The 24,342-nt window shown below is 43.9% G+C and carries 21 protein-coding genes; 10 read left to right on the top strand and 11 right to left on the bottom strand.

Annotated features, from left to right (window positions below; translation table 11 throughout):
* Positions 1 to 147: 147 nt before the first annotated feature.
* From E5S67_RS02205 to E5S67_RS32165, 6 genes are all read right to left on the bottom strand, one after another.
* A complete protein-coding gene (locus tag E5S67_RS02205) occupies positions 148 to 1,032 on the bottom strand; it encodes an amino acid ABC transporter substrate-binding protein (protein ID WP_172185041.1) in 885 nt (294 codons plus the stop codon).
* A 274-nt stretch (positions 1,033 to 1,306) separates the two neighbouring features.
* Positions 1,307 to 3,043: an ABC transporter permease gene (locus E5S67_RS02200; protein WP_172185039.1), complete on the bottom strand. Its 1,737-nt coding sequence runs from the start codon at positions 3,041 to 3,043 to the stop codon at positions 1,307 to 1,309.
* 96 nt (positions 3,044 to 3,139) lie between these two features.
* Positions 3,140 to 4,483, bottom strand: coding sequence for an AAA-associated domain-containing protein (locus E5S67_RS34345; RefSeq protein ID WP_172185037.1), 1,344 nt, complete (start codon positions 4,481 to 4,483; stop codon positions 3,140 to 3,142).
* A gap of 87 nt (positions 4,484 to 4,570) precedes the next feature.
* Entirely contained in the window at positions 4,571 to 4,816 is a 246-nt protein-coding gene (locus tag E5S67_RS32175) for a hypothetical protein (RefSeq protein ID WP_216670142.1), read from the bottom strand.
* An 18-nt stretch (positions 4,817 to 4,834) separates the two neighbouring features.
* Positions 4,835 to 5,077, bottom strand: a complete 243-nt coding sequence (locus E5S67_RS32170) for an MFS transporter (RefSeq protein ID WP_216670141.1) — start codon at positions 5,075 to 5,077, stop codon at positions 4,835 to 4,837.
* A gap of 190 nt (positions 5,078 to 5,267) precedes the next feature.
* Positions 5,268 to 5,483: a hypothetical protein gene (locus E5S67_RS32165; protein ID WP_216670140.1), complete on the bottom strand. Its 216-nt coding sequence runs from the start codon at positions 5,481 to 5,483 to the stop codon at positions 5,268 to 5,270.
* Positions 5,484 to 5,694: 211 nt separating this feature from the next.
* Here E5S67_RS32165 and E5S67_RS34655 point away from each other — a divergent pair, with 211 nt between their 5' ends.
* From E5S67_RS34655 to E5S67_RS02170, 4 genes are all read left to right on the top strand, one after another.
* Positions 5,695 to 5,889 (top strand): PAS domain S-box protein, encoded by a 195-nt coding sequence (locus E5S67_RS34655; protein WP_172185035.1) that lies wholly within the window; start codon positions 5,695 to 5,697, stop codon positions 5,887 to 5,889.
* Between the two features lie 752 nt (positions 5,890 to 6,641).
* On the top strand, positions 6,642 to 12,095 hold the full coding sequence (locus tag E5S67_RS02180; RefSeq protein WP_172185033.1) for a PAS domain S-box protein: 5,454 nt from the start codon (positions 6,642 to 6,644) through the stop codon (positions 12,093 to 12,095).
* Between the two features lie 90 nt (positions 12,096 to 12,185).
* On the top strand, positions 12,186 to 15,347 hold the full coding sequence (locus E5S67_RS02175) for a response regulator (RefSeq protein ID WP_172185031.1): 3,162 nt from the start codon (positions 12,186 to 12,188) through the stop codon (positions 15,345 to 15,347).
* A 10-nt stretch (positions 15,348 to 15,357) separates the two neighbouring features.
* Complete coding sequence (locus tag E5S67_RS02170) at positions 15,358 to 16,320, top strand: diguanylate cyclase (protein ID WP_172185030.1); 963 nt, start codon at positions 15,358 to 15,360, stop codon at positions 16,318 to 16,320.
* A gap of 350 nt (positions 16,321 to 16,670) precedes the next feature.
* Here E5S67_RS02170 and crcB read toward each other — a convergent pair whose 3' ends face one another.
* A complete protein-coding gene (gene crcB / locus E5S67_RS02165) occupies positions 16,671 to 17,069 on the bottom strand; it encodes a fluoride efflux transporter CrcB (RefSeq protein WP_172185029.1) in 399 nt (132 codons plus the stop codon).
* 128 nt (positions 17,070 to 17,197) lie between these two features.
* Between crcB and E5S67_RS02160 the strand changes: the two genes are divergently transcribed.
* The 4 genes from E5S67_RS02160 (at position 17,198) to E5S67_RS02145 (ending at position 21,137) form a co-directional block, all read left to right on the top strand.
* The gene (locus tag E5S67_RS02160; RefSeq protein WP_172185028.1) at positions 17,198 to 17,821 is read left to right on the top strand and encodes a macro domain-containing protein; all 624 of its coding nucleotides are present in this window, start codon (positions 17,198 to 17,200) and stop codon (positions 17,819 to 17,821) included.
* 343 nt (positions 17,822 to 18,164) lie between these two features.
* Positions 18,165 to 18,770 carry a hypothetical protein gene (locus E5S67_RS02155; protein WP_172185027.1) on the top strand — a complete coding sequence of 202 codons (606 nt, stop codon included), beginning with the start codon at positions 18,165 to 18,167 and terminating at the stop codon, positions 18,768 to 18,770.
* A 163-nt stretch (positions 18,771 to 18,933) separates the two neighbouring features.
* Complete coding sequence (gene aspS, locus E5S67_RS02150) at positions 18,934 to 20,721, top strand: aspartate--tRNA ligase (RefSeq protein WP_172185026.1); 1,788 nt, start codon at positions 18,934 to 18,936, stop codon at positions 20,719 to 20,721.
* 182 nt (positions 20,722 to 20,903) lie between these two features.
* Complete coding sequence (locus E5S67_RS02145) at positions 20,904 to 21,137, top strand: hypothetical protein (RefSeq protein WP_172185025.1); 234 nt, start codon at positions 20,904 to 20,906, stop codon at positions 21,135 to 21,137.
* A 5-nt stretch (positions 21,138 to 21,142) separates the two neighbouring features.
* On the opposite strand, the gene E5S67_RS33920 is transcribed toward E5S67_RS02145, so the two are convergent.
* The 3 genes from E5S67_RS33920 to vap15 are packed head-to-tail and all read right to left on the bottom strand — an operon-like array spanning position 21,143 to position 21,766.
* Positions 21,143 to 21,298: a putative toxin-antitoxin system toxin component, PIN family gene (locus E5S67_RS33920; RefSeq protein WP_422614750.1), complete on the bottom strand. Its 156-nt coding sequence runs from the start codon at positions 21,296 to 21,298 to the stop codon at positions 21,143 to 21,145.
* Between the two features lie 20 nt (positions 21,299 to 21,318).
* Positions 21,319 to 21,552 carry a putative toxin-antitoxin system toxin component, PIN family gene (locus E5S67_RS33915; protein WP_216670139.1) on the bottom strand — a complete coding sequence of 78 codons (234 nt, stop codon included), beginning with the start codon at positions 21,550 to 21,552 and terminating at the stop codon, positions 21,319 to 21,321.
* Positions 21,530 to 21,766, bottom strand: a complete 237-nt coding sequence (vap15, locus tag E5S67_RS02135; RefSeq protein ID WP_172185024.1) for a type II toxin-antitoxin system VapB15 family antitoxin — start codon at positions 21,764 to 21,766, stop codon at positions 21,530 to 21,532. The genes E5S67_RS33915 and vap15 overlap by 23 nt, the downstream gene beginning before the upstream one ends.
* Positions 21,767 to 22,249: 483 nt before the next feature.
* Here vap15 and E5S67_RS02130 point away from each other — a divergent pair, with 483 nt between their 5' ends.
* Positions 22,250 to 23,347: an AAA family ATPase gene (locus E5S67_RS02130; RefSeq protein ID WP_172185174.1), complete on the top strand. Its 1,098-nt coding sequence runs from the start codon at positions 22,250 to 22,252 to the stop codon at positions 23,345 to 23,347.
* Positions 23,344 to 23,856 (top strand): DUF3226 domain-containing protein, encoded by a 513-nt coding sequence (locus E5S67_RS02125; protein WP_172185022.1) that lies wholly within the window; start codon positions 23,344 to 23,346, stop codon positions 23,854 to 23,856. Before E5S67_RS02130 ends, E5S67_RS02125 begins: the two co-directional genes overlap by 4 nt.
* Positions 23,857 to 23,911: 55 nt before the next feature.
* On the opposite strand, the gene E5S67_RS02120 is transcribed toward E5S67_RS02125, so the two are convergent.
* Positions 23,912 to 24,342, bottom strand: a 431-nt coding sequence (locus tag E5S67_RS02120; protein WP_172185020.1) for an IS1 family transposase, incomplete at its 5' end; no start/stop codon positions are given.

The raw sequence follows: 24,342 nt of genomic DNA, 5'->3' as shown, positions 1-24,342 counted from the left end.
CCCTCCTAAACCTGTGCTGCGCGCCTTCCTGAATCCAGTTTAGAGCTTATTGACGCCACTGGTTGCAGCGATCGGACTTGCCCTGACAATCTCCGCATCTTACCCCTATTCTTCAGGTGCGCGCCGAGCACCTGGCGCGATTTGGGTTCAAATACATTTATCTTGATCGGCGACACTCATCGGAAAGAAAGGAGAATTGCGCCCGAGCACTTTTTCCAACAGGTTCGTCGAACTTTGATTGCGAATAAAATTATTGACTGTTTCTTTCCATTCAGTATCGCTTGCTGGCAGGATCATGCCGTAGGAAATGCAGGTTAAAGGCTGCTCCGGTATAACAGAATATTGGCTTGGAGTTAAACCCTGTCTCAGAGCTTCTCCTACTAACAACATTCCATCGCTAGCGAAGGCATCGATTGCTCCGGATACCGCATCTTTTACACCCGACTCTCGGCCCCCGATACCTTCATAAATGCGCTGGTTGGCTAGTTGATATCGGCCTGCAATGAATTGTTGGGTAAGAGAACCGCTGAGCACGCCAATGGTCACGTCTTGCAGGAATCCCGAAGGGTTGACTCTCACTCTGTTTTCTGGCTTGACTAACAAATAAGTGCCGCTGTATAAAAAAGGCAGTGAATATGCAATCCCGCTGGGGGGATTTTTTAGGATTGTATTAGGCCCGCATTCTAGGTGAGCGCGCTTGCTGGTAACGCTGCGAAAGCGCCCTTTTTCGGCTGATTCGTTGAGGTCTGTTTCTATTTTTTCTAAGCGGACGGAGCGATTTATTTTCTTTTCTAAGTCAGCTCTGAAAAATTCTAAGCCTTCGATGCAAACTCCTTGCCATTTTTCGCCTTCTAAGTAGCCGAAGGGAGGGGCGTCTTTTCTGATGCCTACTTTGAGAATTCCAGTTTGCCGAATTTCTTCTAGTGTTGTCTGGGCTGAGGCAATTTTAGGTAAAGCAGCAGGGAATAATATCGCAAATATGGCTGTAAATGCTGCGAGTTTTAGGTTTTTGTTAGTTAGTGCTGAGTTCATTAGTTCGGCATCTAAATAGATATTTTACTGATTTTTAATATGATACACAAAAAAACCATATTGTCAATATATTTTGGTGGTCTAATTTTGGGCGATCGGGCTGTTTTGGATACTGCGATCGGCTAACTTCAACCTGCACCCTCTAAAATTAAGTTTGGCGCGTTTTGCCACACACAAGTGTCGTATATTTTCATTAAATCGCCATATCCAAGAATTTACAGCGGCTATCTATCAGCTTGGGCTGCTATATTTCACTCCTATTTTACTACCCAAATTAAACCAATAGTTGATATTTTTCTTGTGCCAAACGGTAAAGCGGCCGCCACACCAAACGGTTAGTCAATACAACTAACAACGACATCACAGAAGTAGCAGCCAAAAGCAAGGGAAAATTCCCAGATGCCGTCGCCTGAGAAATAGTTTCTCCCAAACCCTCTGTAGTAACAATTTGACCTTTAAACTGCACGTATTCGCTGACAATACTGGCATTCCAAGCTCCGCCAACGGCAGTAATAATTCCTGTGATTAAGTAGGGAAAAATTCCCGGCAAAATTAAACTTTTCCAGAGCTGAATTAGGGATAATTTGTAAACTTGCGCAGCTTCAAATAACTCCGAAGGTATGGCTTGAGCGCCAGCAATAACATTAAACAGCAAATACCACATTGTACCCAACATCATCAGCGCCACAGAACCTATTTGCAAGCCGCCTCCAGCCTGAATTAAAGCTAGTAGCAATACGGGAAATAAAGCGGTTGCCGGTACAGAAGCTGCTATTTGTACTAATGGCTGCAAAATTTGAGCTAAACGCGGATTTCGACCGATCGCCACTCCGACCGGCACTGTCCACAGCAGCGATAAAAATAGCGCGCAAATGACTCGCAAAGCTGTAAAAAATGCACCAGTCATGACTTTTTGCCAGTCCGACAAATTCAGCAACCGCAGCAGCAGCACCGCTTCCCAAGTTCCCCAAAGCACAATGACGGCAAACCCGCTGACAAATATCCAATTTATCCAATTTCCGATGCGGCTTTTTTGTCTGGGATTTGTTTGTAAATTAGCAGGTGCAAAAGCTCTTGCCAAACCGCGATCGAAACTGTCTCTAATCGGCGAAATGCGCGACTTAAATACCCGCAGCGTCGCGGATCGCCTCAAAAAATCCAACAATTTTGACTGCGGTACATTGGTAGCTTCCACGGCTTGATATTTAAACTTTTCCGCCCAAGCAATCAAAGGCTGCCATATCAAAAAGTCTAGGGCTATAATAACAGCAATTAATACTGCTAAACCCCAACCGATCGCCCCAAAATTACCTTCATTGGCTGCCTTGCCCAAATAGGAACCGAGTCCGGGCAAATTAAAGTTTTTGTCACCCAAGGTAAAAGATTCGATCGCAATCAAAAAGAACCAGCCGCCCGCTACTGACATGACACTGTTCCACACCAGTCCGATCGCACCAGCGGGCAATTCTAACGTCCAGAACTGCTGCCAAGCATTGAGTCGATAAACTTGAGCAGCTTCCTTAAGTTCTCGCGGAATGCCGGAAAGCGACTGATAGAAACTAAAGGTCATATTCCAAGTCATCCCAGTAAATATTAAGATAATCGATGCGAGTTCTACGCCGATTCTTTGACCTGGAAATAAAGTAACTAGCGCTAAAACAACTCCCGGCAAAAAAGATAAAACTGGAATCGACTGCAAAATGTCTAACAAAGGAATTAAAATTTTCGCTGCGAGGGGAAAGCGGTAAGCAGAATAAGCATAAACTAGGGTAAACAGCAGGGATAAAAAATAGGCTGCTGCCATGCGTAAAAGACTCTGGGCTGTATATGCTGGCAAGACATTTAGCGTAGTCTCAATTTGAAAATTTGGGTTGTAGTCACTGCTGAATTGAGAAGCTGTTTGGACAATGACCAAAATTAGAGAGAAGATTGCTAGAATCAGCAAGCCGTCTTGCCAAGTCCAAGCTGACCTTTCTAAAGTTTTATTGGCGGGTGTTAGAGGTCTTGTCATAATAATTAGTTATTGGGAATCTGGCATCTGGCATCGGGCATTGGTAACTAATGACAAGAGACAAAAGTCAACATTCAACAGACAGCTAACCACTAACTACTCAGCTTTATCTTCTGATTCTAAGAAGATTTCGCCGCCCGGTTCATCGTAACTGTATAACTCTGCGTAGCGACCCCAGTCAATAGCAGTTTTCAATTGCCGCATTGCTTCTTTGGGGCTAAAGTGGGCTTCTAGAATATCCAAAATTAATTCTTCAGAAATGCGGTGATTGCGCTTAGCCTGAAGCATTAGAGAAATTTGCTGTACGAGGCGAATATTGCTGAGAATTTGGGTGCGAACAATTTGTTTGCGCTGGTCAATTCCGCCGGCAATGAACTGAATGCCAACAGGAGTTAAAATGAGGTCGCCTTCTTGGATTACCAGAAAATCCATTAATTTTGCTCCTTCCACGATCGGCAAAATGTCGTCAACCTCTAACATTAGTTCTTGACCGAGGCGGTAGAGGTCTTTTTCCTTGCGGTCTTCCAAGAGTTCCAACAGACCTGCGATCGCACCTGTTCGCACCTGCGGCAGAGATTGGTATTTAGCGCTTTCAGGGGGTTGAGGTTGAGACACAGCAGCGGCACTTTCAGCAGTTGCTGTCACTGTTTCGTCGCTCAAGTCAGGATTGGTTAGAATTTTGTAAACTTGGTCTACGAGAGCTTGGAATTCCGCAGTTTTGCGATCGCGGTAGTGCGGCAAAGTCACGGTCAATTCGGCGCGAATTCGCCCCGGATTGCGGCCCAAGACTACAACTCGATCGGCTAAAATTACCGCTTCCTCAATCCCGTGAGTTACGATTAAAACAGCTTTAGTAGGAATTTTCTTTTCTAGCCACAAATCTAATAACTCAAACCGCAAGTTTTCTGCCGTCAGCACGTCTAAAGCTGAAAATGGTTCATCCATGCAAAGCAATTCGGGTTCCACCGCCAAAGCTCTAGCAAATCCCACCCGCTGCCGCATTCCGCCGGAAAGTTCTTTCGGATAAGCATTTTCAAATCCGTCTAAACCAATAATGTCAATCATACGCAAAGCTTTTTGCCTGCGCGTTTCTGCCACTTCTCCTTTAGCTTTTAAGCCTAATTCTACATTTTCTAGTACCGTCAGCCAAGGATAAAGGGCAAAGTTTTGAAATACAATTGCCACCCCAGGATTTAAGCCGACTAAAGGACGATTGTGGTAAAGAACTCGACCGCCGCTGGGCGGGATAAGTCCGGCAATCATCCGCATTAATGTTGATTTACCCGAACCGGAAGGCCCGAGCAAAGCTACTATTTCGCCCGATCGCAGCTCTAAATTAATTGGCTCTAAAATAGAGATTTTTTGACCGTTGGGCTGCTGGTAAGCTTTGCTAACGCCTTCTAAGGTGATGAGGCACTCTGTTGCTGTTTTAACTATCACAACTCAACCTCCTATGTTTTGTTTAATTTTAGTTATTAGTCATTAATCAGCCGTCAAAAACTCTGGTAAACTGACAACGGATAACGGCTAATTGATACCAGTTTCGTAAAATAATGCAACGGCAGGCAAGCCCCAAACCATGATGCAGTCAGTCATTCTCAATCGAAAATCAAAAATCGAAAATCGAAAATGGTATGACTGCCGAGTATTCGGCCAATTTTCTGTGACAAACGATCGCTTTTTCACCAGGAACAATACGGGAATAGCAGCGAGTTGGAGCGCAACTGAAAATACAACCAGCCAAGTAATTGAGCGATCGTACAAAATTCCCATCGCCAAACTGCCCAGAAACTATGATAAGCCATAGCCTGTGTTAAATATCCCATAGGCGGAACCTATTTTGTCGGCAGGCACGAGTCCAGCTACGGCGGCTTTCAAAATCGATTCCTCGGCTCCCATACCTATACCGCATAAAGTCATTTCTAGCAATGCGCCCTGCCCGTTTCCGAAGAATACCAATGGGGCAAACAGTGAAGAAAAAATCACTGCAAACATCAGGGCCGAGATGCTGATGCGATCGAACTTGCCGCCCAAAAATCAGGGCTGCGATCGCATCAATTCCCATCGCCCAAGCGTAAAATAGCGGAATCTGGCTGTCAAATGCGATCGCGCTTCTGTGAAAGTCAGTCGATTTGAGATTTGAGGCTTGGGTGTAAGCGCTGAGTCGAAGGATTTGAGATTTGAGATTTACTCCACAGATGAATCTGGGAGGTGGAACTTTCGTCTAAAATCTTGAGTTCTCCACCACAGGAGTCGGGGGGTTGTATCCGTTTTTGCGCCTGGTCAAAGGTAATGAAGGGAAAATCCCATAGCCAGCCCCAATCAACCCTAAAGTATCTAAATAAACCCAAAACAGCCCCGGCAGCCCTTTTTTGATTTCTAAAGCTCCTGCTTCAAAATCGCGCGGATTAAGATAAATTCGCTGAAGTAGCAACAGCACTATACCAATCCTAAATCATTTGTCAATTTCTTTCGGACTCCCAGCGGGTTCGGGGAGGGTTGGGGTGGGGTAAAAAATTTACGACTCCTGCAAGGATTGCTATATCAGCCCCAAAAAAGCTGGCACAGCCAAAATCGCAAAGCCGAGCCGATAACCTAATTGCTTTGCCCGTGCGATCTGCTATCATCAATAACGAAGCTGGGGATCGCTATTGGATAACGTGCAGTCAAGCGTCGTCGCACTCGATCGATCCCAAAATGTTAACTACGTAAATCTTTTCTTCTTCCGCGTCACGGGTTATACACACCAAGAAGTTTTGGGGAAGAATTGGTTTGACAACTTATTACCTTTCTATAGTCAACAATTAATTAAAACTATCAATATCACCTGCCACCAGTTATCGTAAATCCCCTTGATTCCCAGCTATGGTTCCTGTTCAAACTGCCAATGTGTTGGGCTGGGATTTAGACTCTCATATTAAATCAAGGAACAGAGAACAGGGCAGAGGGATCGGGGAACAGGAAAACCATTTTATGTAGGAATGGCCTTCAAAAGTTGCATCTCAATAGTGTACAATTCTCAAGCAACAGATGTGACATTACAACGTGGCTAACAAGGTGCGCATTATGGGATAAAAATTCTCTGCGCTTTTAATATTATTACAGAATGTTTAAACTTGTATCTTTTCCTTAAGCATTTTGTATTCTTTACCAAATCTTTATTTGTTTTTTCTAGGGTATTGTTATTGGTGCTTCAACCCTGTTTACAGCACTTTGCAACAAGAGTTAAATACCCCCTTAGTTAAAAAATAGGTCTTTATGACACACTGCCCCTGCTGCTCGAATCAAATCCTCCGTCACGTTCACCAGCATCAAATCTACTGGTTTTGCCGCCAATGTTGGCAAACAATGTCTATTTACAATCTGAACAGATGTAGCTCATCGCTATTTCTAAATTTAGTGATATATCTAGGGCTTAAAGAACAATATTCTCGCTCAGCAAAATTTAAAAGTTCTATTTAGGGCCGATCGAGTTTGTTTAGAAATTGTCCGAATGCGAACTGCTTTTAACGCTTAAAACTTTGCTCATTTGCATCATAAAGTTACACAATTTTAGCACTCAAATTTGCAGACAAATCTATTAATATATCGTTAATTTATGGCTACAACTAGACTCAACCTGATTATAACCTTATGTCAAACACGATTTAAAAGATGGCTACCTCTTCTGCTTGGGGTGCTGGCTTCTCTTGCTGTTTTACTTACGTGGCAACAGCTAACCATCAACAGACAAATTCACATCGAGCAGTTAATTCAGCAGCAAGCCAATGCGATTCAGTCACAACTGAGCGAAGGATTATCAATTCGAGTGCTGACACTTCGGCAAATGGCGAATCGCTGGGAAGCCAATGGCGGTACGCCATTGGCTCTTTGGGAAGCCGATGCAGAGGCTTATGTAAAGGATTTCTACGGTTATCAGGCGATCGAATTAGTCGATCGATCATTTAAAGTGCGATCGGTTGTGCCGCTGGCTGGGAATGAGGCAGCGCAAAACCTAGATCTTAATCGGGAACTGCGTCGCAAAATCACTTTGCAAGTGGCTCGTGATTTGCGTCAACCTATGTTAACTCGCAAAATTTCACTCGTTCAAGGGGGTCAAGGATTTCTAGCAAGTTTTCCTTTATTTGTAGGGGAGCGGTTTGATGGGTTTATTGTCGGAGTTTTTCAGTTTAAAACTCTATTTGATAGTATTTTAAAAGTGCCTCCTGGGTACAAGGTGGCTATATATGATGGCACAAATTTAATCTACGGTCAAGAGCTTTCATCTCATTATTCACTGCATAAAACAGTTGTAATAAGAGCCTATAGTGCAGAGTGGCGACTAGATATCGATCCCAATTTAGATTTAGTAGAAAAGGATAATTTTAATTTACCAATAGTTGTGTTAGTTGGTGGCTTAATTTTAGTGTGGCTGCTGATGTCAGTCGTGTATCTCGCACAAGTTAGTTATCGCGAAGTCCATCAATTCAAAAAAGCAAATCGCCAGTTGGAATGGGAAATTCACCAGCGACAACAGGCAGAAATTGCGATCGCCCGACTAGCTGCGATCGTTGAGTCTTCGGAAGATGCCATTATCAGCAAAGATTTAGAGGGTGTAATTACAAGTTGGAATGTAGGAGCAGAAACAATTTTTGGATATACAGCGGTCGAAATAGTAGGGCAATCAGGGACAAAACTGATTCCCGCAGACTATCGAAATGAGGAAAGCGAAATTCTCGCCAAAATCCAGCGAGGAGAACGCATCGAACACTACGATACAAAGAGGCTAAGGAAAGATGGAACATTAATCGATGTCTCGATGAGTGTCTCCCCCATTAAAGACGAAACAGGGAATATAATTGGAGCCTCAAAGATTTCCCGGAATATTGCTGACCGCAAACAAGCAGAAGCAGCACTACGTCAAAGTGAAGAACGCTGGGAACTTTCTGTACGCGGGAATAATGACGGCATTTGGGATTGGAATGTTCAAACCAACGAGATATTCTTGTCTAGTCGCTCGAAGGAAATCCTGGGCTATGAAGACCACGAAATCCAAAACCTTGTAGACGAATGGGGTAATCTGGTACATCCCGATGATTTGGGATGGGTGAAGCAAGCCGTTCAAGACCATTTGGCCAAGAAAACTCCTTTCTATATCACAGAACATCGCATTCGCTGCAAAGATGGTTCCTACAAATGGATGCTCGATCGCGGTCAGGCACTTTGGGATGATGCAGGTAATGTAATTCGGATGGCTGGCTCTCACACCGACATTACCGAGCGCAAGCAAGCTGAATTTGCTTTACAGGTAAGCGAAGCCAGATATCGGCAATTGATCGATAACTTAAATGCGGGTTTTGTGATTCATGCGACAGATACCAGCATCCAATTATGTAATGAAAAGGCCGGTGAATTACTAGGGCTTTCAATGGATCAAATGCTGGGAAAAACAGCGATCTCTCCGACCTGGCATTTTGTCCGGGAAGATGGCAGCGTTATGCCCCTAGAGGAATATCCGGTAAATCAGGTTTTATCCACTGGAAGTTCCCTGAAAAATTATGTTTTAGGAATTAACAAAGAAATTGATAATTGTGTTTGGCTATTAGTTAATGCCTTCCCGGAGTTCTATCAAAACGGTCAAATCGCACAAGTTGTAGTTACGTTTATTGATATTAGCAAGCGCAAAAAAGTAGAGCTGGAAATCCCAAAAACTCGCAACTTCTTACAAGCACTGCTGGATCATTTACCGATTGCAATTTTTGTTAAGGACGCAGATCCTAAACGATTGGGCGTATTTCAGTTTTGGAATAAAACCAGCGAACGGTTATTTGGCATCTCAGCCGAACAAGCGATCGGCAAATGTGGCTATGATTTTTTCCCAATAGAACAGGCTATCTTTTTTGACCAAAAGGATAGAGAAGTTTTTGAAAAAAGTAAGACTGAGGATATTGCTGAAGAACTCATTGAAAGTCATAGTCTGGGCAAACGTTGGCTGCATACTGTGAAGATTCCCATTTGCGACGAGCAGCATCTGTTCCAGTACCTACTTTGTTTTTCAGAAGATATCACCGATCGCAAACACGCAGAAGCAGAGCTTAAAGAAATGAGTGAGGTGATGAAAAATGCGGTGTCCGGCATTTCCAAACTGGATGTACAAGGGCGTTACCTCTATGTGAATAAAGCTTATGCTGACATGACAGGCTATCAGCCAGAAGAAATGATGGGGATGTCCTGGGAAAAGACCGTATCTCCCGATGAGTTGGAAAAACTGGTTGCAGCTTATTGGCTGATGGTGCAAGAGGGCAGAGTTGAAGTTGAAACGAAAGGGGTTCGTAAAGATGGTTCGGTTTTTTACAAACAAGTCGTTATGATTTCAACTTACGACGAACAGCATCAATTTTTGGGGCATTACTGCTTCATCAAAGATATTAGCGATCGCAAACAAGCCGAACTTGCACTAGAACAGGAACTCCTGCGGACTAAAACGTTTTTCAACACTTCCAGGGACGGTGTTGTTGTCATAAATCGGCGCGGAAACGCGATCGAAGCCAGCCCGAGTTTTGCTAGAATGCTGGGCTACAGCTTAGAAGAAACCCTGAATATGAACGTCTCTGATTGGGATGTTCAATGGACGCAGGAAGAACTACAAATCATGCTCAATAGAGAGGACATTATTCCTTTGTTTGAGACGCGACATCGCCGCAAGGATGGTTCAGTTTATGATGTAGAAATTAGCTTGGATCGGGTAGAATTAGAAGGTGAAATCATGAACTTCTGTATCTGCCGGGATATTAGCGATCGCAAACGCATTGAAGCGGAACGCCAACAAGCAGAACAGGCACTTCGAGAAAGTGAAGCTCGCTTCCAAGCCTTCATGAATCATAGCCCTGCCCCTGCCTGGATTACCGATGAAAAAGGTGTAATTTTCTATGCTAGCCAGACTTATCTCCATACCTTCGAGTTACCCACTGACGATCTGATTGGCAAATCCATTAGTGAACTTTACTCTGCCACCGTCGCCCAACAATTTCTCGACAATATCCAAGCGGTTATTCAAACCCAGGAGGTAATTGAAACGGTTGAGGTTGCGCCCCGTCGAGATGGAACGCTGGGTGATTTTCTCGTTTACAAATTTCTCATTCCCGACTTATTGGGGCAACTGCTAGTCGGTGGTGTGGCGATCGATCTGACGCAACAACATCAAGCTGAAACAGCTTTACAAATGAGTGAGGAACGCTTAATGCTAGCACTAGAAGCCTCTGGAGATGGACTGTGGGATTGGAACATTAAAACTGGAAAATTTTACCTGAGTTCCCACTACCAGGAAATGCGGGGCTACCAGCCTGGTGAGTTGGTGATGGATTTGAACGTCTGGGAGCAGATGATTCATCCTGATGATAAATTCTGCGTTTTTGAGTATCTGAACAGTCACTTGCAAGATAGCTCAATTAAGTATGCCTGTGATTATCGCGTGCGTTGCAAGTCAGGGGAATGGAAGTGGATCGCTGACTACGGGAAAGTCGTTGCCTATGATGAACAGGGTAAGCCTTTACGGATGATTGGAACACACAAAGACATCAGCGATCGCAAACAAAAAGAAATAGCACTGCGACAAGCAATGGAAGCTGCAGAATCAGCAAACATGGCGAAAAGTATCTTCCTCGCCAATATGAGCCATGAACTCCGCACACCCCTCAACGTAATTCTGGGATTTACCCAGGTAATGACCCATGACCCTTCCCTCACTCCCAACCAGCAAGAAGATCTACAAACCATTCGTCGCAGTGGCGACCATCTCTTGAGTTTGATTAATGATATTTTAGATCTCTCGAAAATTGAATCAGGACACTGCACAATAGAAGAAAGTGGATTTGACTTAATTGCCCTGCTACATAACCTGCGAAATATGTTAGCAGAACGAGCCAGTTCTAAAAGACTTGACCTTTGTTTCGAGATTGCTCCCGAAGTTCCCCAATTTATTCTTGCCGACGCTCAAAAACTGCGCCAAGTTTTGCTCAATCTTTTGAGTAATGCGATTAAATTTACCGAGCGGGGAAGCATTACTTTGCGCGTCAGCATCAAGGCTCCCACTACAGAAGTAGCATTCACAACTCGGACTATTCTCCAGTTTGCAGTGAGTGACACGGGTGTAGGGATTGCACCCGAAGAAATTGATACTATCTTCGATGCGTTCGTGCAAGCGCAAGCTGGAAAGCAATCGGTAAGTGGCACAGGGCTAGGATTGACCATTAGCCGCAAACTCTTAGAGCTCGTGGGCGGAGAAATTGCTGTTAGTAGCATTTTAAGACAGGGAACTACATTTACCTTTACTTTCCCCATCACTCCCACCAGTGGAGTTAACCTCACATCCGAACAGCACGATCGCCTCGTGATAGGGCTGGCTCCCGGTCAACCCCACCATCGCATTTTGGTAGTTGACGATCGCGCCGAAAATCGCCTGTTGATAGTCAGATTGCTGACACAATTAGGATTGGAGGTACGAGAAGCTACCAACGGACAGGAGGCAATCCAGCTATGGCTTGAATGGCAACCCGACCTCACCTGGATGGACATCAGAATGCCCTTGCTAGATGGATACGAAGCCACTAAAAAAATTCGGGCAATGGAACACGGACAAACCAGCATCATTATTGCACTAACAGCACAGGCTTCTCAGAGCGATCGCACCCTCGCCCTCGCTGCTGGCTGCAACGACTACATCAGCAAACCCTTCAGAGAAAATACGCTATTTCTCAAGATGGCGGAATATCTAGGCTTAGAGTATGTATACCAGAAAGAAGGAACAGTGCAGGAGAAAGAGGAAACATACCTCTGCTGTACGATCTGTCCCGTTTCAGATGCCCTCGCTCCAACACTTATGGCAACATTATCAGAAGCATGGCTGGCTCAATTGGAGGAGAATGCTGTATGTGGAGACGATGGGGCGATCGTTGAACTTGTATCTCAACTGTCCCCAGAACTCGCTCAACTTGCTACCCGTCTGACTGAACTTGCCAACCAGTATCAATTTGAGCAAATTCTTCAGCTAATTCACGGCAATTCCCCAACCTGAGTGGGGGATAGGAAAATTATTCAATCCAAAATCCAAAGTCTAAAATCCACAATGGACAAGTTTTTAACTTTTAGAATTACTTAGTTTAAAATGCAAACACCAATTGCTACGAAACCACCCTCACTCACTCCTTTAGAATTGACAACTTTAGAGCAGTGCAGCGATGAATCAGTGTATGCTCCCGGTTATATTCAACCTTATGGAATAGTTGTGAAGTTGCAAGAAGCTAACCTCAAGATTTTACAAGTGAGTGAAAATGTAAAACAGTTTTTTGGCATAGCCGCAGAAGCATTGCTTGGTCAGCCCTTACAACGGTTATTTTCCCGCGCTCAAGTGCAACGGATTGCCGAATATCTGAGCGAAAATAACCTAGAAATTCATAATCCGTTTGAGCTAAAAACACACCGGAGAATTGCCCAGGTAGATCGGCGTCGGAAAACTCAGACCTTTAGAAGCACGCTGCATCGGACAGCAGATGGGTTAATTTTGGAACTCGAATCCCAACTGACCACCAACAAAACTCATTCAGTCCACTTCTATCATCGCCTCCAAGCTGCCATCCTCAAACTTCGCAGCGCAACCAACCTTTCCGATTTAGCTCAAACCCTTGCCAGAGAAGTGAAAGCGATGACCGGGTTCGATCGCGTCATGATCTACCGCTTTGAAGCCGACAATCATGGGGTGGTGATTGGAGAAGAAAAAGAAAGCCATTTAGAAAGTTATCTGGGATTGCATTATCCGGCGACCGATATTCCCGTACCCGCCCGCAAATTGTTTTACCGCAACTGGGTGCGCCAAATTCCCGATATCAATTACACACCTGCCCCCCTAATTCCTACTAACAATCCCCTCACCAATACACCCCTGGATCTGGCTGATTGTGTGTTACGGGGAGTTTCTCCCTACCACATCGAATATTTGCAGAATATGGGAGTCGCCGGATCGCTGACAATTTCGTTAATTGACGATCGGCGTCTCTGGGGATTAATTGCTTGTCACCATTACAGCCCGCGATTGGTGAATTACGAAACGCGCAAAAGTTGTGAATTTTTAGGACAATTTGCCTCGATTGAACTGGTGCATCAGCAAGAAAAAGAATTGAATGTTTACCGAAAGCAAGTAAAAACTATTCAGGATCAACTTCAGCAGGCATTCCAGCGAGAGTCCAATTTTATCGAACAGGTATTGACTCGAAATGCCTCTCAACTGCTAAATTTGGTTGATGCTCAAGGCGCAGCCATCCTACTTGATGGTCGTCTGACACTGGTGGGTCAAACACCATCTGAATCAGAGATAGAGGAGTTTGTAAAGTGGTTGGCGCAACACAACCAGGAACGAGTGTTTGCAACAGCTTCTCTCTATCAGTTGTATCCCCAAGCGAAGCAATTCAAAGACCAAGCCAGCGGTGTTTTAGCAATCTCAATTTTGCTGAGCTATGTCAAAGAAAAGTCATACCACATTCTTTGGTTCCGACCCGAACAAATTCAAACCGTAAACTGGGCAGGTAATCCACAGGATGCCGTCACAGTCGATGAAATTGGAGCAATGCACTTGTGTCCCCGGAAGTCGTTTGAACTGTGGAGGCAGACAGTGCGGGAAATGTCTTATCCTTGGCAGGCGGTGGAGTTAGAAGCAGCCGCCGAAATGAGAAACATCCTCATGCTGGCAGTGCTGGAGTTTTCACAAGCTGCCCTAGAACAAGCCGCAGAGCGGGCTGCGATCGCTAACCGCGCCAAAAGCCAGTTTCTTGCCAAGATGAGCCACGAACTCAGAACGCCGCTGAATGCCATTCTGGGATTTACCCAGCTTATGAACCGCAGTCCTAATATTCCATCTGAATTTCAAGAGCATTTAGGTATCATTAGTCGCAGTGGAGAACACCTGCTGACATTAATCAATGACGTTTTGGAAATGTCCAGAATTGAAGCCGGCAAATTGGTACTGAATCGAAGTTGTTTTGATTTGCATCGGCTGCTTTTTTCTATTAACGATATGTTCCTCCTCAAAGCTTCTGAAAAAGGTTTGAATCTGAGTAGTGAGTGGGATGCTACTGTGCCGCGCTATGTCTGCGGTGATGAAGCCAAAGTTCGCCAAATTTTGATTAATCTGCTAGGGAATGCGATCAAATTTACAACCACAGGAAAGATTGCGCTGCGGGGACGAGCTTTTTCATCAGACGATATGCCATCGGGAACGCTAAGCGAAGGCGAAGACACCATCAACCAAACCAGTTTGACGCTGCCTATTTCTGTTCCCTATAATCTATGCGATATTAAACAAACAATTACCCTGCATTTTGAGGTTGAGGATACCGGATCTGGTATTGCGCCCTCAGATTTAGAATCTATTTTTGAAGCTTTCATGCAAACCGATTGCGGTCGTCATGCAAACGGAACTGGTTTAGGACTGTCTATCAGTCGTCAGTTTGCTCGTCTGACGGGAGGGGATATCACTGTCCGAAGCAACCTGAATCAAGGATCGACTTTTACCTGCGAAGTTATTTTGGCTCTACCGGAGTCCCTTGATTTAGAAGAAGCTGAAACCGATCTCGTTATCGGGCTGGAATTAGGGCAACCGATGTACCGAATTCTAGTCGCAGAAGACGTTCCAGAAAATCGGCAATTGCTGGTGACACTGCTGGAGTCAGTTGGGTTTGAGGTGTGTGCGGTTGAGAATGGGGCACAGGCGATCGCCCGTTGGCAAGTATGGCATCCAGACCTGATTTTGATGGACATTCAAATGCCTGTCATGGATGGTTATGAAGCGGCGATACAGATTCGAGCGCAAGAGTCATCAGTCATTAGTCAGTCGTTATCAGCAGACAACTCTGAGCCTAAGATAAATGACAAAGCAAAAATGACCACCATCATTGCTCTGACTGCATTAGCTTTTGAAGACGATCGCAACGCCTGTCTGCAAGCCGGTTGCGATGACTACATTACCAAGCCGTTTAGTGAAGCCACACTTTTCGACAAAATAGCTTTTCACTTGGGTGTCCGCTACTGCTACGCTGAAAAAGTTCTCCGAGAGTCATCTGTTTTACTACCAAAGACGTTGACTCCTGAAGATTTGAAAACTATGCCTATCGAATGGATTGCACAAGTCCATGAAGCAGCACTCGATCTCAGCGATCGCAAGCTATATCAACTCATAGCTCAAATTCCCAAGGAGAAACAAGATATCATTGAAGCAATGATATCGCTGGTTGATAACTTCCAGTTGGAAGCGATCGCAACTCTCACCCAATTTTAGAAAGAAGATTATGGCGACTTTACTTAAACTTGCTGCCCAAACGAATATTCTGATCGTGGACGATACCCCAGACAATCTGCGGTTGTTAGCCAAAATCCTAGAGTCACAGGGCTATATTGTTCGCAAATCACTCAACGGTAGAATGGCTCTCGAAGGTGTTCGCCGCAACTCTCCGGATCTGATTTTACTTGATATTAATATGCCTGAAATGAATGGCTACGAAGTTTGCCAACAGTTGAAAGCATCTGAAGCAACTGCTCAGATTCCGATCGTTTTTATCAGTGCGCTCGAACGACTCGAAGACAAGGTACGGGCGTTTGAATTGGGTGGTGTAGATTACATCACTAAACCTTTTCAAGAGCAGGAAGTGCTGCTCAGGGTAAAGAATCAATTACTCATTCAACAGCAACACCAACAACTGATCGAACAAAATCAACGTTTAGAACAGGAAATCCAGGAACGTCTGAGGGCAGAGGCCGAAGTAAGGCAGCTATCCCTGACGGATGAATTAACTGGATTATATAACCGACGGGGCTTCTTTTTACTAGCAGATCAACAACTAAAAATTGCTCGACGCACGCAAACCAGCTACTATATTTTATTTGCTGACTTAGATGGTTTGAAAAAGATTAACGACACTTTCGGACACGAGATGGGAGACAGAGTAATTGTTGACGCAGCTCAAATATTGAAACAAACTTTTCGTGATTCAGATATTGTGGCTCGACTGGGCGGAGATGAATTTGCTTTATTTGTTCCTACTTTTTCTGGAAATTCATATAATTTTTATAATCGGCTGCAAGCTAATATTGATAGCTTTAATCGACAGCACGAACGAGCCTATCTACTATCAATAAGTCTAGGGGTGCAGGCTGGGGATTTCAATAATGACTTTTCATTAGAACAATTGGTGGCAAAGGCAGATCAACTTATGTACGAGAATAAACGCACCAAACGCTGTTTAAATCGTTAACTGTTCTTTTGAGAACAGCGATATCCGATCGCCAGAAGCATTATTGATTAAACGTGAACTCAACCGAGAAAGAGTAAACTGAAAACAAGATAGGCAAACAGCTTGAAGACTTTAGCCCCTCAGCAGGAAAACACGATGCAGTAAACATCATCACACCTAAACCTGACCGGGTAGCAATCCAGTTAAAAGCCCTCCCTGTATTAGGTTAAGGGAACTTGTGTTCAAAAGATGTCATCGTTATTGTCCGCAACCCCGATCTAAAATCGACTGACTGATGCTGTATGGGTTGGGAGTTTGCCTACAGTTGCATTCTTTTTTTAACTGGTATTATTTGCCCAAACCGATTTTATCTATTTGCCAATTCGTGCTAGAATGATGCCTAGCTGAACGGCGATTACTCCGAGTATGGCACTGCCAGCCCAGTAAGAAGCGGCGATGCTGTAAGATCGATCGCGCCACAAGACATTTGTCTCTAAACCGTAAGTTGAAAAAGTAGTATAAGCACCCAAAAAGCCCGTTGCTACCATTAACCGCACTTCCGACGGAATAGTCGGAACTCGTTCAAAAGCGAGGGTAATAAAAAATCCCATAGCCAAGCAACCAGTGATGTTAATAAAAAAAGTTCCGTAGGGAAAAGCCGTACCGAAACGGCTGGCAAACCACAAGGTGATATAATAGCGGCTCAAAGCGCCGGCAACGGCACCTAAACTAATTGCGATCGGATGGCGGAGATTTGGGTCTTGCAGCATACAGCTATTAAATATTTGCTACTTGATATTGAGATGAATTTTAGATTTAGCGGACTTATGTAAAGTATTGTATGATTAAATTGGCGATCGCTCTGGCTATTCTTAATTAAAACCTATAGAGAGTATTTATGCAAATTGTGCTAGTCGCCGTAGATGATGATTTAGTTAGAGCGTGGGAAAGCACTTGCGGAAATATGGAAAATGTAAAGATACACCGCGGCTCAATGTTCGATGTTAAATGCGATGCTATTGTTAGTCCGGGGAATAGTTTTGGTTTCATGGACGACGGCTTAGATTTAGAAATTTCGGAATATTTTGGAGGGCAGGTTCTTGAACGCTTGCAAAAACTAATTCAGGCTCGACATCACGGCGAACTATTAGTAGGAATGGCAGAAATTGTAGACACCGATCATGCTGAAATTCCTTATTTAATAGCTGCACCAATTATGCGCGTTCCCACAGTTTTAAGAGAAACCGTAAATGTTTATCTAGCAACCCGCGCTATTTTGACTCTAGTAAAATTTGGCTCAGTCTCAGATGGAACGCCAGTGAAACATATAATTGAAACTATCGCTATTCCCGGCATGGGTACGGGAATTGGCAAAGTGCCGCCACAGATCTGTGCCAATCAAATGAAAGTTGCGCTCGAAGATATCCTCCTATCTCACTACGAATTTCCTCAATCTTTACTGCACGCTCAAAGATGCCACCACTTGTTATATTTGAGCGAGGTCGAAGATTTGCAGGTATAAAATTGGCAGTATGAAAGTTGCAAGTTTTATAGTATTGAGAAATCAATTTTATTGGTGTGTGTTTTTTGAGGCTGAGCGATTTATTAAAAATTTAAGTTCGCTAAACCGTACCTGCAAGTTGGCGGTATCCTACACACGAACTCAACTTTGGTAGATATAATCTAATATAGAACTGAAACCGCTCGACTGCGGAAGCGCAGATTTAAAATTTGATGAAGCTGGAACAATAATTGCCGAGTTATTCTTAAAGGCCCGAATAAAATCTGGCGCTACACCTACAAAGTCTGCATCCAGGGACTGTGAGATTTTTTGAAAATGTTTGCTACCAAAGGAGAAGATTGATATGACAGATCCAAAAGTAACCGAAGAACCAATTTTAGAGGCAACTATCGAAACGACGGATCTCGTCAAAAAAGAGATGCCCGACGCGACTGATGAGGCGATCGCAGAAACTGCGGCGCTGTTTGAAGCAATTAAAAAACGCGCCACCGCCGAAGTGCAAGCAGCGGGGGAACTCACCCGCGAAGCTTATTTAAAAGCTGTGAATAAGGCCTCCGGGGCGATCGAAGAAAATAAGGATCTCGCCCACGAGAGATTCACAGAAGCAGTCAGGCTGATTAAACAAGAAACTGAGAAAAATTGGCTGGTGGTAGATGCGATTAAAACGCGGGCGCAAGCGCAGGTGCAAGATGCCGGCGAAGTCAGTCGCGAAGCTTATTTGAAAGCAGTGCGACAAGCGCGAGAAGCGGTGGAACAAAATAAATTGATCGAACGCGATCGCATCGAACAAGCTGTTGACCACATTCACACGGAAGCTGAAAAGAATTGGCACCTTATTGTGAAGCAAATTGAGTCGATCGGCACTCGCTTGACGGATGCGGCTAAGTCTGCATGGAACGCGCTGACGGCGTTTTTTGACAAGTCTCACAGCGATCGCGGGGATTCCTAGAAGGGCCGGCCGGGGGTTGGGAACTCCCAGCGGGTTGTTAGGCTAGTTAGCTTTGGAATTAATTCCAAAGCTAATGCCGATTGTGCGTGCATTTGCATTCAGCAGAAGTTTCAGGCATACTGCATAATTAAAAAGCTTTATTTTTAGTCCACAACCCCCAATTATGAGAAGTTACTACTGCGGCGAACTGCGAAGCAAACACATCGGAGAGACTGTCACCCTTTACGGCTGGGTGGATCGCCGCCGCGATCATGGCGGGGTGATTTTTCTGGATGTGCGCGATCGATCGGGTATCGTGCAAATTGTCAGCGATCCTGAACGCACCCCCGATTCCTATCGCGGGGCTGAGGCTTTGCGCAGCGAATACGTGCTTAAAATTACCGGGCGAGTCACCAGCCGCCCCGAAGAGTCCCTCAACCCGAAATTGCCTACGGGTGAGGTGGAAATTTATGCTGACGAAATTGAGTTGTTGAATGCGGTTCGCAAACAGTTACCGTTTCAGGTAGCGACGGCGGAAAATGAAAGTGTGCGGGAAGATTTGCGGCTGAAATATCGCTATTTGGACTTGCGGCGCGATCGTATGAGTCGCAATTTGCAGCTTCGCCACCAAGTTGTCAAAGCCATGCGCCGCCACCTGGAAGATGTCGAAGGTTTCATGGAAATTGAAACGCCCATTTTAACTCGGGCGACTCCAGAAGGTGCGAGAGATTATTTAGTTCCCAGCCGCGTCAATCCCGGTGCATGGTATGCTTTGCCGCAGTCGCCGCAGTTGTTCAAACAATTGTTGATGGTGTCTGGTTTTGACAGATATTATCAAATTGCCCGCTGTTTCCGCGATGAAGATTTGCGCGCCGACAGACAGCCGGAATTTACGCAATTGGACATGGAAATGAGTTTCATGTCTGTGGAAGAAGTAATTGCCTTAAATGAAGGTTTAGTCTGCCATATTTTCCAAACAGTCAAAGGCGTTGAATTGCCTTGTCCTTTCCCGCGCTTGACTTACGCAGAAGCGATGGATCGCTACGGTAGCGATAAACCGGATACTCGCTTCGGTATGGAATTAGTCGATGTTTCCGATTTGATGAAAGATTCGGGATTTAAGGTATTTTCCGGGGCGGTTGCTGCGGGCGGAATTGTGAAAGTTTTGCCGATTCCGGGCGGGAATGATGCGATTTCTAACGTGCGGATTAAACCGGGCGGCGATTTGTTTAAGGAAGCCAGCGAAGCCGGTGCGAAGGGATTAGCTTACATTCGGGTGCGGGATAACGGCGAAATTGATACGATCGGCGCAATTAAGGATAATTTGACGGAAGCACAAAAACAGGAATTGCTCGATCGCACCGGCGCGCAACCCGGTCATTTGTTGTTATTCGCAGCCGCAGACGCGACAACAGTCAATAAGACTTTGGATAGATTGCGTTTGTTCGTCGGTAACGAATTGGGATTGATTGACAAAGACAAGATGAATCTGCTGTGGGTGACAGATTTCCCGATGTTTGAATGGAACGCTGACGAGAAGCGTTTGGAAGCACTGCATCACCCGTTTACTGCGCCGCATCCTGACGATATTAACGATTTGAAAGCTGCGAGAGCTCAAGCTTACGATTTGGTGTTAAACGGCACAGAAGTTGGTGGCGGTTCTCTGCGGATTTATCAGCGGGAAGTTCAGGAAAAGGTGTTTGAGGCGATCGGCTTATCGACTGAGGAAGCTTACAATAAGTTTGGCTTTTTGTTGGATGCGTTTGAGTATGGAACTCCCCCCCACGGAGGAATTGCCTACGGTTTGGATCGGTTGGTAATGCTGTTAGCTGGTGAGGAATCTATTCGGGACGTAATGGCTTTTCCGAAGACGCAGCAAGCGGGGTGTTTGTTGACAAATGCGCCGTCTGGTGTGGATGAGAAGCAGTTGAAGGAGTTGCAAGTGCGATCGACTTATACGCCTAAGTCATAAGTATGTAGAATACCTTGACCATTCTCAATAATCCTTTCAGGGCGGGCTAGAAGCCCACCCCACAATAACATTCATCTGTTGTGGAACAGGCATCTTGCCTGTTCTTGAGAATGGTGCAAGATGTGTGATAAAATAGAGTTAGAACAAAAAAAGTTTTCATATTAACACTTTTTTTAACGGCTATGGCAATAATTATGATTCAAGTTGATGAAAATATTAAGACAGCTTTTGAAGAAGCTAGTCCTAAGACTCAGCAAGAGTTAAGTTCGATTATTCAATTGTTTTTTAGACAAAATTTACACAATAAAACATTAACGCAGGTGATGGCAGAAATTTCCGATCGGGCTATGCAGCGAGGCTTAACGCCTGAAATTTTACAAGACATTTTAGCAGATAATGAATATAGTTTAGGATAATAGTTTTAATTGAGTTTGCCTAAAAAATCTTTGTAAGTTAAAATTTGTGTTACCTCAAAATTCACCAAACTCAATAAATCTCCATCTCCTGTAATCAAAAAATCAGCTTGACTATCTTTCGCTAAAGCCAACAAATAATTATCTTTATCATCTCTACAAATAGAGACTTCCGAGGCTATTTCTATCCATAAACCAATAATTCAAGCAATTCTTGGACTTTCGTTAGCGGAAAATATTTTTGGAGTTTTGGTCTTTGAGTTACCAGATTGATTTCTTCGATTATTTGTTCGCACAAGACAACTTGGATAGCTCGATCCACTATTAATTTCTTGAGAGTAGCTAATTCTTTGCCAATCAAGAAGCTAATCCAAAGATTAGTGTCTATAATTACTTTAAGGGGTGGTTTTTCGGGCATGAATTTCGCTTCGGACTGCTTCTACTTCTTGGGTGATAGTTTCTAAAGAAAGCTCATCGGTTCTAAATGACTCCAAAAGAACTGTTAATTTACTGTTTAATACTTCTTTTTCCAGCTCTTGACTTAACTGCAATTTTTCGGGATATGGCAGTTGTTTGACGAGGGCTAAAATTTGCTCAAAGTTTAGGGAAAGTTGATAGTTGGCTAGGGTCATTGTTCGTTATGTTTAGGGCTTGTCGATATTTTATCTCAAATTTTTGGATTGAGGATGGCTTCAAGTCTCTAAAACAGTCCGTTTCAGGTAGATATCGGCGGGGCGATCGGGGTTATCGAATTTCCTGCCGTTGATGCAGAGGAGTTGGAGAGAAGGCGTTGAGGCTGGTTTGGGTTGGTTGGGCGAGGTTGAGGGTTTCGGGTGTGGCTATGCTATAATTATGTTCCACGTCATTAGACTAAAAACGCTATAATTATCATAATCGAAAATCAGAGGTCAACAAGAATAGACTTTTGAAAGCTATTGAAAATGTTAAAGAGCGACAAAATTTAGTTGAAGTTAATTTACACGATTTGGAATGAGCAGAAGAATTGTTTTTGAATCTTCTGCTTTTGCAGATTTTAATGAATGGGCAAAATTAGACAAGAAGCAGATTAAGGAGTGGTAAGTGCGATCGACTTATTATACGCCCAAGTGATAATTATGAAACACCTTGACAATTTAACTATCCATAAGTTCCGAGGCCTGCGAGATTTGGACTTGCAGGACTTGGGCCAAATCAACATATTGGTTGGTGGGAATAACTCAGGTAAAACCAGTGTTTTAGAGGCGATATCAACCTATTGTCGCCCCTTAGATCCGCTGGAATGGCTGAACACATCGTGGCGACGAGAAATCAAATATTCTCGCAAGCCAAGACTGGAAGCACTAAAATGGCTGTTTCCTCAAAATAAAGAAGAAGAACAATTGGATTTTTACCCAATGGAAACTCATGTTTCTGGTAATGGTAAGTTTTCAGTAAGAGAGTCGAGGGCAATTTACCAAGAATTTGAGGGAGTGGAATTATCGGAAGATGACGACAGTCAATCTTCAGACGATCTTGGATTTGATAATACTCTGCGAGGTGCAGAAATAGAACTCAAAGCTATTATATCTGATTCACCAAATGAATTATCTGAATTTTTTGAAATTTGGGAAAATGAGCGTTTAACGAATCGGCGAATTCGCTCAGATGCAATGCTGTCAGTTGATACTGTGACACCTTTTTCTCACCGCATTGAACAGTCACAAGTTGGCTTGCTCTCAGAAGCTATCTTTCAGCGTTTTAAGCCGGAAGTGATTAAGCTATTGCAAGTGATGGATTCAGGAATTATTGATTTAGTGATTCTCTCGCATGGCGGCAATCGTAGCAGTCTCTATATTGACCACAAACAAGTGGGAATTTCACCATTAAGTTCTTTTGGTGATGGAGTACGTCGCTTGCTATTTATTGCTCTAACGCTGACAAAAGTCAGAGGTGGAGTTTTGCTAATTGATGAGATAGAAACAGCAATTCATACTGAAGCACTTCGTAGTTCATTTGCTTGGATTGTGCAGTGGTGCAAGCAAATGAATGTTCAATTATTTGCAACTACCCATAGTTTAGAAACAGTTGATGCGATGTTGGATGCTAGCAATTTGGAGACAGACTTAGTTCTTTATCGTTTAGAGAAACGGGAGTCACAAACTAAAGCAGTTAGAATTGAACGAGAAAGATTGCAAAGATTGCGGGAGGATTTGGGGCAGGAGGTTCGCGTGTGAAATACGCCATTATTGGAGTAGAAGGACCTCACGATCAAGCATTTACGGGCAAGGTTCTCAAGCTTTTGGGTTTTAAGGATTTTCGGGACGAGTGGAACAAATTAGATAAGTTGACAAGATTGGATATGTCAAAAAAATTGGAAAGTAAATTTGACAAATTTTGGCACAAGTTTATTCCCCGTTATCCCAAACAAGGAGATTTGTACAAACGTCTTGATATGCCTTCTATTCTATTTAATGATAGTATCTCTGTAGCAATTTTTGCCGGTGAAGGCAGCAGCAATCTTGTGACTAATTTGGATGACATTTTATTCGCAAATTATGAGTATCAAACAAACTTGGCAGCATTCGGGATAGTTGCCGATTGCGATAAATCAACTCCCGATCGCATTGTCGAACCATATGCTAAGAAATTCCGAAGTTATTTTCCTAATTTTCCGCAGTGCCCTGGTGTTGTAAATACCAATAGCCCGCGTACAGGAGCCTATATTTTGCCAGATAACGGGTAGTGCCCTGAAGGAAAGGATCGAGAGAATAAAACTGAATTCAAAGAAAAGTAGGCATTTAGAGTTGTAAATTAGCATTGTAATGATGCACAAACCGCCAAATAGCAGCAAGATGATTTTCTAATTTTTTAGAGAAGCCTAAGCTCTTTCTTACCAGTCGAGATACTCGTTGTCGAATAGTACAGTTAAAGCGCTCGATATAGCTCGTCAAACCACTATCTTTATCTACACTCTGATGACGTTTACTGGGCAATACAGAATCATAAGCACTCCAATGATCGGTATAAATTACTGCACATTGACGGTACACTGGTGGCATTGAATTCCATAAAGCTTGAGCCGATACTGCGCTACGATCTCCAATATGTACACCAACAATTTCCCTAGTCTGGGCATCCAATGCCAGCCAGACCCACTGCTGATTTCCTTTACTATCAACGAATGACCATAACTCATCCATCTGAACACTCAAGCGCTTTTTTTCCTTGG

The organism is Microcoleus asticus IPMA8, from assembly GCF_013179805.1.
Classification (GTDB): domain Bacteria; phylum Cyanobacteriota; class Cyanobacteriia; order Cyanobacteriales; family Microcoleaceae; genus Microcoleus; species Microcoleus asticus.
The sequence above is the reverse complement of the archived record's forward strand: the minus strand, read 5'-3'. Positions and strand labels throughout refer to the sequence as shown.

What these genes read in the sequence shown, in the direction of transcription:
- E5S67_RS02205 (WP_172185041.1), bottom strand. Translation starts at nt 1,032, where the DNA reads ATGAACTCAGCACTAACTAACAAAAACCTAAAACTCGCAGCATTTACA.
- E5S67_RS02200 (WP_172185039.1), bottom strand. Translation starts at nt 3,043, where the DNA reads ATGACAAGACCTCTAACACCCGCCAATAAAACTTTAGAAAGGTCAGCT.
- E5S67_RS32175 (WP_216670142.1), bottom strand. Translation starts at nt 4,816, where the DNA reads ATGGGAATTTTGTACGATCGCTCAATTACTTGGCTGGTTGTATTTTCA.
- E5S67_RS02180 (WP_172185033.1), top strand. Translation starts at nt 6,642, where the DNA reads ATGGCTACAACTAGACTCAACCTGATTATAACCTTATGTCAAACACGA.
- E5S67_RS02175 (WP_172185031.1), top strand. Translation starts at nt 12,186, where the DNA reads ATGCAAACACCAATTGCTACGAAACCACCCTCACTCACTCCTTTAGAA.
- E5S67_RS02170 (WP_172185030.1), top strand. Translation starts at nt 15,358, where the DNA reads ATGGCGACTTTACTTAAACTTGCTGCCCAAACGAATATTCTGATCGTG.
- crcB (WP_172185029.1), bottom strand. Translation starts at nt 17,069, where the DNA reads ATGCTGCAAGACCCAAATCTCCGCCATCCGATCGCAATTAGTTTAGGT.
- E5S67_RS02160 (WP_172185028.1), top strand. Translation starts at nt 17,198, where the DNA reads ATGCAAATTGTGCTAGTCGCCGTAGATGATGATTTAGTTAGAGCGTGG.
- E5S67_RS02155 (WP_172185027.1), top strand. Translation starts at nt 18,165, where the DNA reads ATGACAGATCCAAAAGTAACCGAAGAACCAATTTTAGAGGCAACTATC.
- aspS (WP_172185026.1), top strand. Translation starts at nt 18,934, where the DNA reads ATGAGAAGTTACTACTGCGGCGAACTGCGAAGCAAACACATCGGAGAG.
- E5S67_RS02145 (WP_172185025.1), top strand. Translation starts at nt 20,904, where the DNA reads ATGGCAATAATTATGATTCAAGTTGATGAAAATATTAAGACAGCTTTT.
- E5S67_RS33915 (WP_216670139.1), bottom strand. Translation starts at nt 21,552, where the DNA reads ATGCCCGAAAAACCACCCCTTAAAGTAATTATAGACACTAATCTTTGG.
- vap15 (WP_172185024.1), bottom strand. Translation starts at nt 21,766, where the DNA reads ATGACCCTAGCCAACTATCAACTTTCCCTAAACTTTGAGCAAATTTTA.
- E5S67_RS02130 (WP_172185174.1), top strand. Translation starts at nt 22,250, where the DNA reads ATGAAACACCTTGACAATTTAACTATCCATAAGTTCCGAGGCCTGCGA.